This window comes from Streptosporangium heterodermiicola (assembly GCF_051390675.1).
In the GTDB taxonomy this organism is placed as follows: Bacteria; Actinomycetota; Actinomycetes; order Streptosporangiales; family Streptosporangiaceae; genus Streptosporangium.
The window spans coordinates 362,492-375,931 of the sequence record NZ_JBPJSR010000004.1 but is presented as its reverse complement, the minus strand read 5'-3'; the positions used below and the strand labels follow the sequence as shown (position 1 = coordinate 375,931).

Here is a 13,440-nt window from a genome sequence, read left to right as displayed (position 1 = left end):
GTGGCTACCGTCGAGCTGACGTTCAGCGCTCTCCCCGCGCATGTGCGGACGGCACGCCTGGTCGCCACGGCTATCGCCAGGCGCACCGGTGTGCAGGAGTCGTTGCTGGACGAGGTAAGGCTCGCTGTCGGTGAGGCGTGCTCGCGGGCCGTGGAGGCACATCGCCTCCACTGTCCGGGGGAGCCGATCCGGATCGAGCTACGTGATGACTTGGGGCGTTTCGAGGTGACGGTCACCGACTCCGCCCCCAGTGACAGCGACGAGCTGGAGCATGATCGAGCCCTTCTGGGGTTCGACGATCCGTTCGGGCAGCTTCCCGATGACCTGATGGCCGGTTTCGGCATCGCGGTCATCGCGGGGCTGGCCGACGACGTTCAGGTCTACCCGAGCCAGAAGGGCATGTGTATTCGCATGAGCTGGCCGGCGGCGACGAACGGGATGTCTCCGGTCTGACAGAGAAGACTTCGGCGGCCGGGTGTGTCCATGTGGATACGCCCGGTTGTTCGTCGAGAGGGGTACGCGGATTGTTCGTCGAGAGGGGTACGCGGACCCAAGGCCGGAAGGGACGTGCGGTCCCGAAGGCTGGAAGAGCGTGTGGTGGTTCCGAAGGGTGTGGTCCGGGGTGAGGATTCGCCCGTGACGTTCGGGCGAACACGTCCGGCCTGTTCGCAAGATCGGGTGACCCCGAAAAGTGCGATCCGGGCAGAGGGCCCGCTGTGACGTCCACGCGTACGCCGCCCGGATTGTCCGTGGGGAAAGAACCTGGATTGTCCGTGGGGAAAGAAGTGGTGACGCTCGCCGGTGACGTCCACTCGCACACGTCCGGCCGTTCAGGGGGCCGACCGCCCGGAAGGTCCAGCCGTCCGGAGGGTCCCGCGAGAAGGCGGGGGCCGGTAGCGGGAGCCCGGTGGCAGGTCCGCTGGAGGATCTTCCCCGGCGGCCACGCGGGGCCACGCGGCCACGTGAACGCACCTGGCCGCCCAATGCCGATGATCTCAATTTCGGTCCAAACTTAATTTGGCTGTTTCTTGCCTGAAACTGGGTCGAAACAGGGGCGGGCGGGACAGGTGTGACAGGTGAAATGACCTCATAAGCAGGTCGGTCGTCAGGAGACACTGTTCGAGTCGCCAATTGGGCGTGGGCAGAGGCTTCATATCCGCGTCGTCGCTGCGTAGACTCCCGGAACCGGCCAAGGTTTATCCTTCGGAGCGGCCCGCACGCGAGCCGCCCTCCGTGGGGGTCTGCAACTGGAAGCGGCACTGCCAACCATCCCGGATGTGCGCCGCTTCAGCCGCCTAATCTCATCGCAGCGCACTCCGGGCAGGACGTGTTCCCGTCTTGCCAAGGAGAGTCGGATGTCTGTGCTCCATCTCGCCGCTGCAGAGCCAGCGGTATCCCTGAGTGGTCACCACTTCACCATCATCATCGTGGTCGCCGTCGTCGCCCTGCTCGCACTCGCCGTCGCCGGCACCCTGGTGCGTGAGGTGCTGGCCGCCGACCAAGGCACCGAACGTATGCAGAACATCGCGCGAGCCGTCCAGGAAGGAGCTTCCGCGTACCTTACGCGGCAGTTCCGGACGCTCGCGTTGTTCGTCATCCTGATTCCGTTCCTGCTGTATCTCCTTCCCGCCGAGACGACCAGCGTGAGGATCGGCAGATCGGCTTTCTTCGTCGTCGGCGCGCTGTTCTCCGCGCTGACCGGATTCATCGGCATGTGGCTGGCGGTGCGCGGCAACGTCCGCGTCGCCGCCGCGGCCCGCGCGTCCGGTGAGAAGGTCGCCATGCGGATCGCCTTCCGCACCGGCGGCGTGGCCGGAATGATCACCGTTGGCCTCGGCCTCCTCGGTGCGGCCGTGGTGGTGATCACCTACGGGGGCGACGCCCCGGCCGTGCTGGAGGGCTTCGGCTTCGGCGCCGCGCTGCTCGCCATGTTCATGCGAGTCGGCGGAGGCATCTTCACCAAGGCCGCCGACGTCGGCGCCGACCTGGTCGGCAAGGTCGAGCAGGGCATTCCCGAGGACGATCCGCGCAACGCCGCCACCATCGCCGACAACGTCGGCGACAACGTGGGCGACTGCGCGGGCATGGCCGCCGACCTGTTCGAGTCCTACGCGGTCATGCTCGTCGCCAGCCTGATCCTGGGCAAGGTGGCCTTCGGCGTCGAGGGACTGGTGTTCCCGCTGATCGTGCCCATGATCGGTGTGATCACGGCGATCATCGGCATCTTCGTCACCGCCCCGCGCGCCGGCGACCGCAACGCGATGGCCGCGATCAACCGGGGCTTCTTCATCTCGGCGGCCATCTCGGCGATCCTCGTCGCCGTCGCGGCCTACCTCTACCTGCCGGCCACCTTCTCCGGGCTGACCGGTGTGAGCCCGGAGATCGCCGCGGTCACCTCGGACCCGCGCCTGATCGCGGTCGGGGCGGTGCTCATCGGCCTGGTGCTGGCGAGCGCCATCCAGATCCTCACCGGCTACTTCACCGAGACGAACCGCCGTCCGGTGCGGGACATCGGCGAGAGCTCCCGTACGGGTCCCGCCACGGTCATCCTGTCCGGCATCAGCGTCGGCCTGGAGTCGGCGGTCTACTCCGCGCTGATCATCGGTGCCGCCGTCTACGGGGCCTTCCTGCTGGGCTTCGGCAACGTCACCATCGCCCTGTTCGCGGTGGCGCTGGCGGGCACCGGCCTGCTGACCACGGTCGGCGTGATCGTGTCGATGGACACCTTCGGCCCGGTCTCCGACAACGCCCAGGGCATCGCCGAGATGTCCGGCGACGTCGAGGGCGAGGGCGCCCAGGTCCTCACCTCGCTGGACGCCGTCGGCAACACCACCAAGGCGATCACCAAGGGCATCGCGATCGCCACGGCCGTGCTCGCCGCGACCGCGCTGTTCGGCGCGTTCCGTACGGCGGTCGAGACCCAGTTGGCGAGCGCGACGACGGAGGTGAAGCAGGCGCTGGGCTCGTTCAGCTCGTTCAGCCTGAGCGTCGACTCCCCGAACGTGCTGGTCGGTCTGATCATCGGCGCCGCGGTGGTGTTCATGTTCTCCGGTCTGGCGATCATGGCGGTCGGCCGCGCGGCCGGGCGGGTGGTCTTCGAGGTGCGCGAGCAGTTCCGTACCAAGCCGGGGATCATGGCGGGGACGGAGCTGCCCGACTACGGCAGGGTCGTCGACATCTGCACCCGCGACTCGCTGCGGGAGCTGGCGACGCCCGGCCTGCTGGCCGTGCTCACCCCGATCGCCGTCGGTTTCGCCCTCGGGTACGCCCCGCTCGGCGCGTTCCTGGCCGGTGCCATCGCGTGCGGCACGCTCATGGCGGTGTTCCTGGCCAACTCCGGTGGCGCCTGGGACAACGCGAAGAAGCTGGTCGAGGACGGTCACCACGGCGGCAAGGGCTCGCCGGCCCACGAGGCCACCATTATCGGTGACACCGTCGGCGACCCGTTCAAGGACACCGCCGGACCGGCGATCAACCCGCTCCTCAAGGTGATGAACCTCGTGGCGCTGCTGATCGCCCCGGCCGTGGTGACCTACGCCGACAGCCCGGTGCTGCGCATCGGCATCACGGTGCTGGCGGTGGGCATCGTCGTCGCCGCGGTCGTCATCTCCAAGCGTCGTTCGGCGAGCATCGCCCCGACGGAGGAGAGCAACTCCGACCGCGAGGCGGAGCCGGTCTCCAGCTGAGCAATGTTTGACGAAGGGGTGCACGGGCCGCGTGCACCCCTTCGGCGTGTGCGGGGCACCCCAGTGGGAAACTGGCCGGTATGGAACAGCAGCCCTCCGGAGGCAAGACACTCGTCCTCATCCTGCTGGCGATGGTCGCGGTGTTCGCGGTGATCGTGGGCCTGGCCATGTGGGCGTCGCGATGACGGCGCGCACGCTCGTCGTCCTGCGCCACGCCAAGGCGGTCCACACCTCCGGCCTCGCCGACCGCGAGCGGCCCCTCACCGAGGTCGGCGAGCGCGACGCCCTCAAGGTCGGCGCGGCCCTCGCCGGTATGGACCTCACTCCCGACCTGGTGCTCTGCTCGCCGTCGGTACGGACCCGGCGGACCGCGGACCTGGCGCTCCCCGGCGCGGAGATCCTGATCGAACCGGCCATATACGAGGCCTACCCCGACGAGCTGCTCACGCTGATCCGGCGGAGCGACCCGGAGGTCGGCACGCTGGTCCTGGTCGGGCACAACCCCGGGGTCCAGGAGCTGGTCACGCAGCTCACCTCCGCCGACGGCGACGCCGGGTTCCCGCCCGGCGCGTTCGCCGTCATCGAGGTCGACGGCGAGTGGTCCGGGCTTGACGCCGGGCGCGGTATCGCCCGCTGGAGCCCCAAGAAGCACTGAGACGAGCCCTCGGAGGCACCGTGAAACAAGCCCCCGGCGAGCCCACGAAAACACTGAGACGAGCCCCCCCGGCGAGATCCCCGGACGTACCGGGGATCCAGCGCGGTTCCGAGAAGGCGCGGTTCCGAGAAGGCGTGGTTTCGGGAGGGCGCGGTTTCGGGAGGGCGCGGTTTCGGGAGGGGCGGCGCGAGAGGCGTGATCGGGGGTGGCATGCGAGGGCTCACCGGTGCGCTGCGCGCCGACTTCCGGCTCTCCGGTCGTCCGGCCTGGGGCTACGGCCTGCTGTGCGCGGTGGTCATCTGCCTCCCCCTGATGCTCGGTGTCCTCCTCGGTCACCTCCAGATGGGCGCCTCGGTGGCCCTGGGCGGCTATCTCACGCTCTTCGGCGATGCCCCGGGCCGGCCGTACGGTGATCGCGTTCGCGGGCTGCTCGTCACCACGACCGCGGTCACGCTCGGTGTCGGCCTCGGAGCGCTCATCCAGGCCGGTCCCCCGCCGGTCGCCGTCGTGGTGGTCGGCCTGGTCGCGGCGGCGGGCGTCTACTGGCCGGCGCTGGGCACCCCCGCGGTGCTCTCCGTGACCCTGGCGTACTTCGCGCTCCCCGGCATGGGCGTGCCGCTCCACATGGGGGTCACGGCCGCGGGCGGCCTGCTGGCCGTGCTGGTGGTGGTGGCGGTCTGGCCGGTACGGCGTCTCCGGCCGCTCCGCAGGGCGGTGGAGGAGGCCGGTACGGCGCTGGCCGACCTCCTGGCGGCCGGGGGAAGGGCGCCGCTCGCGGACGAGAGCTGGGAGCCGCTGCGCCAGCGGGCCGTCACCGCGCTGAAGGACCTGGACAGGGCACTGTCCCTCCACCGGATCTCCGTGGAGGACGACCGGTCGCCGGAGCGGCTCCCGGCCACGCTGACCCGCGTCTTCCAGCAGACGATCGCGCTGCGCGTCCTGCGCGCGGCGGCCGTGGAGGCGGGCATCGGGACGGAGTGGGTCCGGGAGCTGGACGAGGCGGTCGGGGCGCTGGCCCGCGCGCTGCGGGAGGCGGCGCTGCTCGGCGGTTCGTCGGAGATCCCGGAGGCGCTGGCCGCCATCGGGCGGTTCGCCGACCGGGTGGACGAGATCCGCGCGACCGCCCGCGCGGGCGGCGCGCCGCTGCCCGCGGCCGTGCTGGTGGGGCAGGTCCGCCAGGGGGTGGACCGGATCGCGATGGCGGTGCGCTCGGTGGCGCGGCAGGCCACAGAGGGCGTCGAGGTGGGCCCCCGCCTGCCGAGGTTCGTACGGCCCCGCAGGCCGGCGGTCTCGGAGGGGCACCACCCGGTCCGGGTGGGACTGGCGGTGATCACGGCCATGACGCTGATGGCGCTGGTCCACGAGCACTACGCGAAGTGGTTCGTGGTGACCGTGGCGGTCAGCCTCCGGCCCGCATACCGCGACACGGTGGAGCGGGTGCTGCTGAGGGTGCTGGGCACGGCCGTGGGCGCGGTGGCCGCCGCGGTGGTGCTGGCGGTCGCGCCAGGTCACCTGTACCTGACGCTTTTCATCTCCGTCTGCGCGGCGCTGGGCTTCGCGCTGCGCGGGTCCGGCTACGGATACTGGGCGATCTTCTCCACGCCGCTCTCGCTGATGCTGTCCGACTTCTCCCTGCCGCTCGACTGGGGCGCGGCGGCGGCCAGGGTGGGGCTCACGGTCGCGGGCGGCGCGGTGGCGCTGGTCTTCGCCCGGCTGCTGTGGCCCAGGGGGCACCGGGCCCGGCTGACCACCAGGATCGCGGAGATGCTCGACAGCCACGCCGTCCTGGTGCGGTCGCTGATCGACCGGGACCCCGCCCAGATGGACGCCCGGAGCTTCGCCGCGGCCGACGCCGCGGGGCGGCTCGCCGACTCCCTGGACCTGCTGGACAAGGAACCGGGCGGCAGCGCGCCGCGGCGGCTCAGGGAGTCGCTGACGGCGGCCGGGCGGCTGCGGGACAACGCGCTCGCGCTGCTGGCGGTGCCGCCGCCCGAGGAGGGGGCGGGGCCCACGGTGACGGTCCTCGACCTCGTCGCCGACCGGCTGGAGAAGGTCGCCGAGGCGGTCAGGACGGAGGAGGCCGGGGTGCCGCCCGACGATCTCGACGCCGTGCTCGACGAGCTCGGCGCGTACGTGGACGCGCTGGCCGCCCGCCGCCTGGACGAGCTGGCCGAACTCGCCGAGCTGGCCGAGCCGGCCGAGCCGGCCGATCCGGCCGATCCGGCCGATCCGCGGGAGGACGTGGCCGACAGGATGACCGGCCTGCGCCGGCGCGTCAGGCACGCCGCCGCCGCACAGCCCGCCCTGCGTGGCCTCGGCGCCGAAGCCATCCGGCTGGCCGCCCTCACCACGCCGAGAAGCCGGTAGCCCGACAAGCCGGTAGCCCAACGCCGAGAAGCCGGTAGCCACCACTTCCGAGGCGCGGGGCTCACAGGCCACAGGCCCGGGACGGTCAGCGTTCGGCGGTGGTGACACCGTCCTCGGCGTCGGCGTCCTCCACCTCGGCGCGGGGGATGCCGAGCAGGTAGAGGATCGAGTCGAGGTAGGGGACGTTGACCGCGGTGTCGGCGGCGCGGCGGACCACCGGCTTGGCGTTGAACGCGATGCCCAGCCCGGCCGCCGCGATCATGTCCAGGTCGTTGGCGCCGTCGCCGATGGCCACGGTCTGGCTGATCGGGATCCCCGCCTCGCGGGCGAAGCGCTCCAGCGCCCGCGCCTTGCCCGGCCGGTCGACGATCTCGCCGACCACCCGCCCGGTCAGCACGCCGTCGACGACCTCCAGGGTGTTGGCCGCGGAGTAGTCGATCCCGAGATCGTCCACGAGGGCGTCGGTGAGCTGCGTGAACCCGCCGCTGACGATCGCGAACCGGTAGTCGAGCCGCTTGAGCGTCCGGACCAGCGTCCGGGCGCCGGGGGTCAGCACGAGCTCCTTGCGTACCTTCTCGAAGACCTCCGCCGAGAGGCCCTTGAGCAGCGCGACCCGGCGGCGCAGCGACTCGGCGAAGTCGAGCTCGCCGCGCATCGCCTCCTCGGTGACCCTGGCGACCTCCTCCAGGCAGCCGGCGTGCGCCGCCAGCAGCTCGATCACCTCGGCCTGGATGAGCGTCGAGTCGACGTCCATCACGATCAGCCGCTTGGCCCTGCGGTGCAGGCCGGTCCGCTGGACGGCCACGTCGACCTGCTGGGCGTGCGCCTCGACGGCGAGCTCGGCCCTGAGGGTGTCGGGGTCGGCGCCGGAGAGGGAGAGCTCGATGCAGGTCACCGGGTAACTGGACAGGCGCTCGATCCGGTCGATGTTGGCACCGGCCGCGGCGATCCGCCCCGCGATGCCCGCCATCGCGGCGGGCTGCAGCGGCGAGCCGAGGACGGTGACGTTGAGCCGCCCCCTGCGCCGCTTCTCCTTCGGGTCGGAGCCGGTGGACAGCTCCACCTGCAGCCCGAGATCCTCCGCGGTCCGCTCGACGGCGGTCCAGAGGGCGCCGAGGGTGCCGCCGGTGCCGGTCGGCGTGTCACCCGCGTACGAGACGAGGACGCCGAGGGTGAGCCGGCCGCGGATGACGACCTGCTCCACGTCGGCGACGATGACGGGGAAGCCGGCCAGGACCGAGAAGAGGCGTGAGGTCACGCCCGGTCGGTCGGGGCCGTTCAACGTGATCAGAAGCGTGCGCTGGTTCATCGGTTCCTACGGTACTTGGCTCGGGATCGGACCGTGAATGCGGTTCATCATCCGGACGCCTGGAGTTCGCGGGGCACTCCGGTCCCGCGTCACCTGCGGCTGTCTTCATGAACTCATGACGACCCTTCCCATGGAGCCGCGCCTCGCCCGCTACAGCGTCGGGCTGGCCGCCACCGCCGTCGAGATGCGCGAGGCCCAGCGCCTGCGCCACCGGGTCTTCGCCGAGGAGATGGGCGCCAGGCTGGACAGTCCCATCACCGGCCTGGACGTCGATCCGCTCGACGCCTACTGCGATCACCTCCTGGTGAGGTGCGACGACACGGACGAGGTCGTCGGCACCTACCGGCTGCTCGCTCCCCGCCGGGCCGACCGCCTCTACTCCGACTCCGAGTTCGACCTCGGCGCGCTGGCGGGCATCCGGGGGGACATGGTGGAGGCCGGCAGGGCCTGCGTGCACCCGGGCCACCGGGGTGGCGCGGTGCTCGGGCTGATGTGGGCGGGAATCGCCCGCTACATGGAGGCCGGGGGGTACGGCTGGCTGGCCGGGTGCTGCTCGGTGCCGGTGGCCGACGCCGCCGGGATCATGGAGCGGGTGCCGCTCTCCCCGCCGGGCTACCGCGTCACGCCGCGCCGCCCCTGGCGGGCGGACCCGGTCTCCGCCGTGCCCTCGCAGCGGGAGGACGCCTCCGCGGCCGCCACGGGGCCGGGCGGGGCGCTGCCGCCGCTGCTGCGCGGCTACATGCGGCTGGGCGCCTGGGTCTGCGGCCCGCCCGCCCACGACCCCGGCTTCGGCACGGCCGACTTCTTCGTCCTGCTCTCGATGACCGAGGCCGACCCCCGCTATCTGCGCCACTTCCTGGGAGCCACCTCGTGAACCCGTGGATGCCGGTGGCGCCGTGCGGGCCCGCCAGCTGTCTCCTCCCGCCGGGATCGAGGGCCGCCTGGCCGCGCAGGGCGCTGCGGCTGGCGGCGATCGCGCTGGCCCTCCTGGCGGGGACGGTGTTCGCGCTCGCGGGCCGCGGGCTCGGCACGACGGGCAGGCTCCGGCTGACGAGCGCCTGGTCCCGGCTGATGCTGCGGGCCGTCGGCGTACGGGTCGAGGTGCGGCAGGGCTTCGCGTTCATGGCCGGCTCCGTCTCGGGGCTCCGCCCGGTCGGCGACGGGCCCGCCGGGGCCGCTCCGCTGGTCGTGGCCAACCACGTGTCGTGGCTGGATCCGCTCGTCATGGCGGCGGTCCTGCCGTGCCGCCTGCTCGCGAAGCGGGAGGTGCGGGTGTGGCCGGTGATCGGCCTGCTGGCGGCGGGCGCGGGGGCGCTGTTCATCGACAGGGACCGGCTCTTCGCGCTGCCCGAGGCCGTCGGCGGTGTGGCCACCGCGCTCGCCGACGGCCACCCGGTGGCGGCCTTCCCGGAGGGGACGACCTGGTGCGGGCGCGGGATGGGCTCCTTCAGGCCCGCCGTGTTCCAGGCGGCCCTGGACGCCGGGGCCCCGGTCAGGCCGGTGGCGATCAGGTATCTGGAGGGGGAGGACCTCCCGGCCACCGGGCCCGCCTTCGTCGGCGACGACCCCCTCTGGGCCTCGCTCCGCCGCGTGGTGGCCGTCCGGAGACTGACGGTGGAGGTGACGATGCTGCCCGCGGTGTGGGGACGTGACCGCAGGGAGCTGGCCTGGGCCGCCGAGTCGTCCGTCGCCTCTGTGGTGGTCTCCGGGGCCGCGCACGGTCTCCCCGTGGCCGCCTGACGTCCCGGATCCCTTCGAACCTGACGTTCCGGGTCCCTCCGGAAGGACCGTACGCCGCTTCGTGCGAGGCCTGGGGGTCGTTCCGGGATCGGGAGGAACGGGAGTTCAGGCCGAGTTCGTGCGGTGCTTGAGTGCCGTCCCGGGGATCGGGAGGAACAGGGGCTCAGGCCGAGCCCAGATAGGTGATGACGGCCGCCACCCGGCGGTGGGTGTCGGGGCTGTTCTCCAGGGCCAGCTTCATGAAGATCGAGTTGACGTGCTTCTCGATGGCCGAGACCGACAGGTGCAGGGCGCGGGCGATGCCTCCGTTGGACAGGCCGTGCGCCATCTCCCTGAGCACGTCCAGCTCCCTGGGCGTCAGTTCCGCGGGCGGGGGACCGCCGCGTACCCCGCGCTTGGCGAGCAGGCCCTCCACCACCTTGGGGTCGATCACCGAGCCGCCCACGGCCACCGACCTGATCGCGCCGAGCAGCTCGTCGATGTCACCGACCCGGTCCTTGAGCAGGTACGCACGGCCCTCGGTGCCGTCCCTGAACAGGTCCAGGGCGAACATCGCGTCGGAGAACTGGGAGAGCACCACGACCCCGATGTCCCGTGAGGCGGCGCGGATGCGGTGCGCCGCGTCGATGCCCTCCATCCCCGGGCGGACGAGATCGGCCGAGCCCGGCATCCGGATGTCGGTGACCACCACGTCGGGGCGCAGCCGCCCGGCGGCGTCGAGCAGCTCGTCCGCGGTGCCCACGGCGGCGACCACCTCGATCTCACCGGAGGTCTCCAGGAGCCTGCGGGTGCCCTCGCGCACCAGGTAGTGGTCCTCGGCCAGGACGACTCTCAGTTCGGCTCTCGGTTCAGTCATGCATCCCGCCACGCATCTCAGCCATGGGTCGCGCACCGCCCGGGACTCGTCATGGGGAGATACTGCCCGGTGCGCGGGTGCCGTGCATATGAGGTTGCCCGCACCCCGTGGTCCCGCGACGCGGTTCCGGACGCGGTTCCATGACATGCCTCCGCGACATGATTCCGGGGCGTGGCTCCGGAGCATGGTTCCGGGGCGTGGAAAGTGGAAAAGAGCGGGCCCCCGCCCGCTCGTCCGGCGCGTGCCGCACCGCGCCGCCGGCCAGGGCGTTCCCCGGCGTCGTGATCTCCATCGCCTTCGGTGATCACTTCGGGTCGAAGGCGTTTCCGGTAATGCTCCCCCGGCCGGAGGCGGTGCGTGAAAAGTGTGGCTAGCGGAGAACCCGGGTCTTCACCCGCACGTACTTGACGTCGGTGCCGACGTCGATGCCGTAGATGTCGAGGGTGCCCAGCCCGCCCGCGGGGACGTCGATCGAGACCGAGCCGAAATCGGCGGTCGCGGTGCCCCTGGCGCTGTTCCTCAGCCAGACCCTGACCTTGAGGGTGGCCGTCCTGCCGGGGTTCAGGGTGTCGAGCAGGCAGCCCACCTCGCGCCCCGAGACCTCGCAGTACGAGCCGGAGGGCTTGCCGATGACGCGGACCTTGGAGACCTGTGAGGGAAGGTGACCGCCGACGTAGGCGATGTCGGTGTACCACTTGCCGACGTTCTTGATCCTGAGCGTGTAGACGTACGAGTCGCCCGCCCGGGCCCTGCGCGGGTAGGAGACGGTCGTCTTCAGCGGCGCGAGCGGCTTGTCCGCGATTCCCTGCGGCGCGGTGGTCAGGGGAGCCGTGGCGTTCGCGGTTCCGGGGGTGAGCAGCATGCCTCCCGCCAGGGCGATGGCGGCGAAGGCGGTCAGGTGCCGGCGCATTTCTTTACTCCAGTCGGAATTCGGTGATTCCCATCGATTACCGCGCCCAGCATGCGGGGCCCGACTTGGAAAACCCTTGTGACTGACTGGCCGGCTAACCGGTGATCAGATGGACGTCGCCGAATTCGTGCCAGAGATAGCCCTCTCCCAGCGCCTCCGCGTACGACCGCGAGAGCAGGTCGCGGCCGGCGATCGCCGAGAGCATCAGCAGGTGGCTGGAGCGCGGCTCGTGCAGCCCGGTGAGCAGGCCGCTCACCGCCCGCACCCCGACCTCGGGGGTGACGATGTGCGAGGTCCAGCCGTTCGCGGCCCGGACCCGGCCGGTGGCCAGCGCGGCCGTCTCCAGCGCCCGGACCACGGTCGTGCCGACCGCGATCACCCGGCCGCCGGACTCGCGTGCGAGCTCCACCTGCCGCGCGGTGGCCTCGGGCACCTCGAACCGCTCCGGGTACGGCGGCTCGTCCTTCTCGGGGGACGCCACCCCCGTGTGCAGGGTGATCGGCGCGATCCCGACCCCGCGCGACACGAGGGAGGTCACCAGCCCGGTGGTGAACGGCCGTCCCGCGCTGGGCATCTCCGCGCTGCCGGGCCGGACCCCGAACACGGTCTGGTAGTCGGCCAGCGGCCAGTCCCTGTCCACGTACGAGTAGCGGATCGGCACGCCGTACCGGCGGAGGTAGCCGGTGACCTCGCGGTCCAGGCTCGCCCGCCACAGGCGCGGCGTCTCACGCCCCAGCAGCCGCAGCGTCGCCCCGCCCGGCAGCGGCAGCCACTCCCCGTCCGCGCCGCCCCGGTAGGGCTCGCCGGCCGGCTCCACGTTCTCGGAGCCTCCGGGAGCGCCGGGGACTCCGGGAGCACGGCGCCGCCGGAGTTCGACCAGCCACGTCCCGTCCTCCCGCTCGGTGGAGAAGTGCACCGCGAGCCGGTCGAGCCGGACGGCGGCGGGGAGCGTGCCGGAGTTGTTGACCACCAGCAGGTCGCCGGGGCCGAGCAGGCCGGGGAGCTCGGCGAACGCGTGGTGGCCGACCTCCCCGGTGCCCCGGTCCGAGACCAGCAGGCGCACCCCGTCACGGGTCAGCCCCCGGGCCTCCGGCGGCTCGTGCGCCTCCAGCTCGCGCGGGAGCACGAAGTCCGCGGCCATGGCGTCCGCCACGGGCAGGCTCGCGACCCCGCCCCAGCCCTTCGTACGGCCCTCTCGCCCGCTCATTCGTGCCTCACCCGGCCGCTGTCCGGGCGGTCGGCGATCAGCCGCCGCAGGGTGGGGACGACGGTCTCCGGGCCCGGGGCCTCCGCCGCCTCCCCCGCGCCGACCGCGTCGGCGAGCATGGTGGTGGACATCTCGCCCGGATCGACCCACCAGACCGCGACGTCCGGCTCCTCGACGGCCAGCACGTGGGAGATCTGCTCCAGGGCCGCCTTGGTCGCGCCGTACCCGCCCCAGCCCTCGTACGCCTCCACCGCCGCGTCGGAGGAGATGTTCACGATCGCGCCGCGCCGCTCCCTGAGCCCGCGCAGGTTCGCCTGGATCAGCGCCAGCGGGGCCAGGACGTTGGTACGGAACAGCTCCTCAAGCGTGTCGGCCGGGTATCCGGCCAGCGGCGGCAGCGGGACCGCGCCCAGCCCCGACGCGTTGTTGACCAGCAGGTCCAGGCCGCCGTGTTCCCGTACGGCCAGCGTCAGCCGGTCCCGGTGGGCGGGGTCGGCGACGTCTCCGGCCAGGGCGAGGGCGCCGAGTTCGGTGGCGGCGGCTCGCAGCGCGTCCTCGCCCCGCGCGGTGAGGATGAGCCGCCAGCCGTCGGCGGCGAGGGAGCGGGCCAGTGCCAGGCCGAGGCCGCGGGAGGCGCCGGTGATGAGTGCGGTCTTCGTCATGCCTCGACGCTAGAAGTGGCGCGCCCGCCGCACATCGGCCGCCGGACC

At 72.2% G+C, this 13,440-nt stretch carries 11 protein-coding genes; 6 read left to right on the top strand and 5 right to left on the bottom strand.

The annotated features are described in order from the left end of the window. From ACSC1Q_RS11640 to ACSC1Q_RS11625, 4 genes are all read left to right on the top strand, one after another. Positions 1-453: an ATP-binding protein gene (locus tag ACSC1Q_RS11640; protein WP_329088933.1), complete on the top strand. Its 453-nt coding sequence runs from the start codon at positions 1-3 to the stop codon at positions 451-453. Positions 454-1,355: 902 nt separating this feature from the next. Then, a complete protein-coding gene (locus ACSC1Q_RS11635; RefSeq protein ID WP_436758673.1) occupies positions 1,356-3,686 on the top strand; it encodes a sodium-translocating pyrophosphatase in 2,331 nt (776 codons plus the stop codon). 181 nt (positions 3,687-3,867) lie between these two features. Then, complete coding sequence (locus ACSC1Q_RS11630; RefSeq protein WP_436758672.1) at positions 3,868-4,341, top strand: SixA phosphatase family protein; 474 nt, start codon at positions 3,868-3,870, stop codon at positions 4,339-4,341. Positions 4,342-4,551: 210 nt separating this feature from the next. Beyond that, a complete protein-coding gene (locus tag ACSC1Q_RS11625) occupies positions 4,552-6,708 on the top strand; it encodes an FUSC family protein (RefSeq protein ID WP_436758671.1) in 2,157 nt (718 codons plus the stop codon). An 85-nt stretch (positions 6,709-6,793) separates the two neighbouring features. Here ACSC1Q_RS11625 and serB read toward each other — a convergent pair whose 3' ends face one another. Beyond that, positions 6,794-8,017, bottom strand: a complete 1,224-nt coding sequence (serB, locus tag ACSC1Q_RS11620; RefSeq protein WP_436758670.1) for a phosphoserine phosphatase SerB — start codon at positions 8,015-8,017, stop codon at positions 6,794-6,796. A gap of 115 nt (positions 8,018-8,132) precedes the next feature. On the opposite strand from serB, the gene ACSC1Q_RS11615 reads away from it, so the two are divergent. Both ACSC1Q_RS11615 and ACSC1Q_RS11610 read left to right on the top strand, forming a co-directional pair. Further along, entirely contained in the window at positions 8,133-8,891 is a 759-nt protein-coding gene (locus tag ACSC1Q_RS11615) for a GNAT family N-acetyltransferase (RefSeq protein WP_436758669.1), read from the top strand. Then, the gene (locus tag ACSC1Q_RS11610; protein WP_436758668.1) at positions 8,888-9,757 is read left to right on the top strand and encodes a lysophospholipid acyltransferase family protein; all 870 of its coding nucleotides are present in this window, start codon (positions 8,888-8,890) and stop codon (positions 9,755-9,757) included. Before ACSC1Q_RS11615 ends, ACSC1Q_RS11610 begins: the two co-directional genes overlap by 4 nt. Before the next feature lie 163 nt (positions 9,758-9,920). Here the strand turns inward: ACSC1Q_RS11610 and ACSC1Q_RS11605 are convergent, their stop codons facing one another. From ACSC1Q_RS11605 to ACSC1Q_RS11590, 4 genes are all read right to left on the bottom strand, one after another. Then, positions 9,921-10,613, bottom strand: a complete 693-nt coding sequence (locus tag ACSC1Q_RS11605; RefSeq protein WP_436758667.1) for a response regulator transcription factor — start codon at positions 10,611-10,613, stop codon at positions 9,921-9,923. 370 nt (positions 10,614-10,983) lie between these two features. Beyond that, a complete protein-coding gene (locus tag ACSC1Q_RS11600) occupies positions 10,984-11,523 on the bottom strand; it encodes a hypothetical protein (protein WP_436758666.1) in 540 nt (179 codons plus the stop codon). A 94-nt stretch (positions 11,524-11,617) separates the two neighbouring features. After that, positions 11,618-12,730 carry an S-adenosylmethionine:tRNA ribosyltransferase-isomerase gene (locus ACSC1Q_RS11595; RefSeq protein ID WP_436758665.1) on the bottom strand — a complete coding sequence of 371 codons (1,113 nt, stop codon included), beginning with the start codon at positions 12,728-12,730 and terminating at the stop codon, positions 11,618-11,620. Next, a complete protein-coding gene (locus ACSC1Q_RS11590) occupies positions 12,727-13,392 on the bottom strand; it encodes an SDR family NAD(P)-dependent oxidoreductase (protein ID WP_436758664.1) in 666 nt (221 codons plus the stop codon). Before ACSC1Q_RS11590 ends, ACSC1Q_RS11595 begins: the two co-directional genes overlap by 4 nt. Positions 13,393-13,440: the final 48 nt, after the last annotated feature.

Coding starts and splice junctions, on each gene's coding strand:
- ACSC1Q_RS11635 (WP_436758673.1), top strand. CDS start 1,356: ATGTCTGTGCTCCATCTCGCCGCTGCAGAGCCAGCGGTATCCCTGAGT.
- ACSC1Q_RS11630 (WP_436758672.1), top strand. CDS start 3,868: ATGACGGCGCGCACGCTCGTCGTCCTGCGCCACGCCAAGGCGGTCCAC.
- ACSC1Q_RS11625 (WP_436758671.1), top strand. CDS start 4,552: ATGCGAGGGCTCACCGGTGCGCTGCGCGCCGACTTCCGGCTCTCCGGT.
- serB (WP_436758670.1), bottom strand. CDS start 8,017: ATGAACCAGCGCACGCTTCTGATCACGTTGAACGGCCCCGACCGACCG.
- ACSC1Q_RS11615 (WP_436758669.1), top strand. CDS start 8,133: ATGACGACCCTTCCCATGGAGCCGCGCCTCGCCCGCTACAGCGTCGGG.
- ACSC1Q_RS11605 (WP_436758667.1), bottom strand. CDS start 10,613: ATGACTGAACCGAGAGCCGAACTGAGAGTCGTCCTGGCCGAGGACCAC.
- ACSC1Q_RS11600 (WP_436758666.1), bottom strand. CDS start 11,523: ATGCGCCGGCACCTGACCGCCTTCGCCGCCATCGCCCTGGCGGGAGGC.
- ACSC1Q_RS11595 (WP_436758665.1), bottom strand. CDS start 12,730: ATGAGCGGGCGAGAGGGCCGTACGAAGGGCTGGGGCGGGGTCGCGAGC.
- ACSC1Q_RS11590 (WP_436758664.1), bottom strand. CDS start 13,392: ATGACGAAGACCGCACTCATCACCGGCGCCTCCCGCGGCCTCGGCCTG.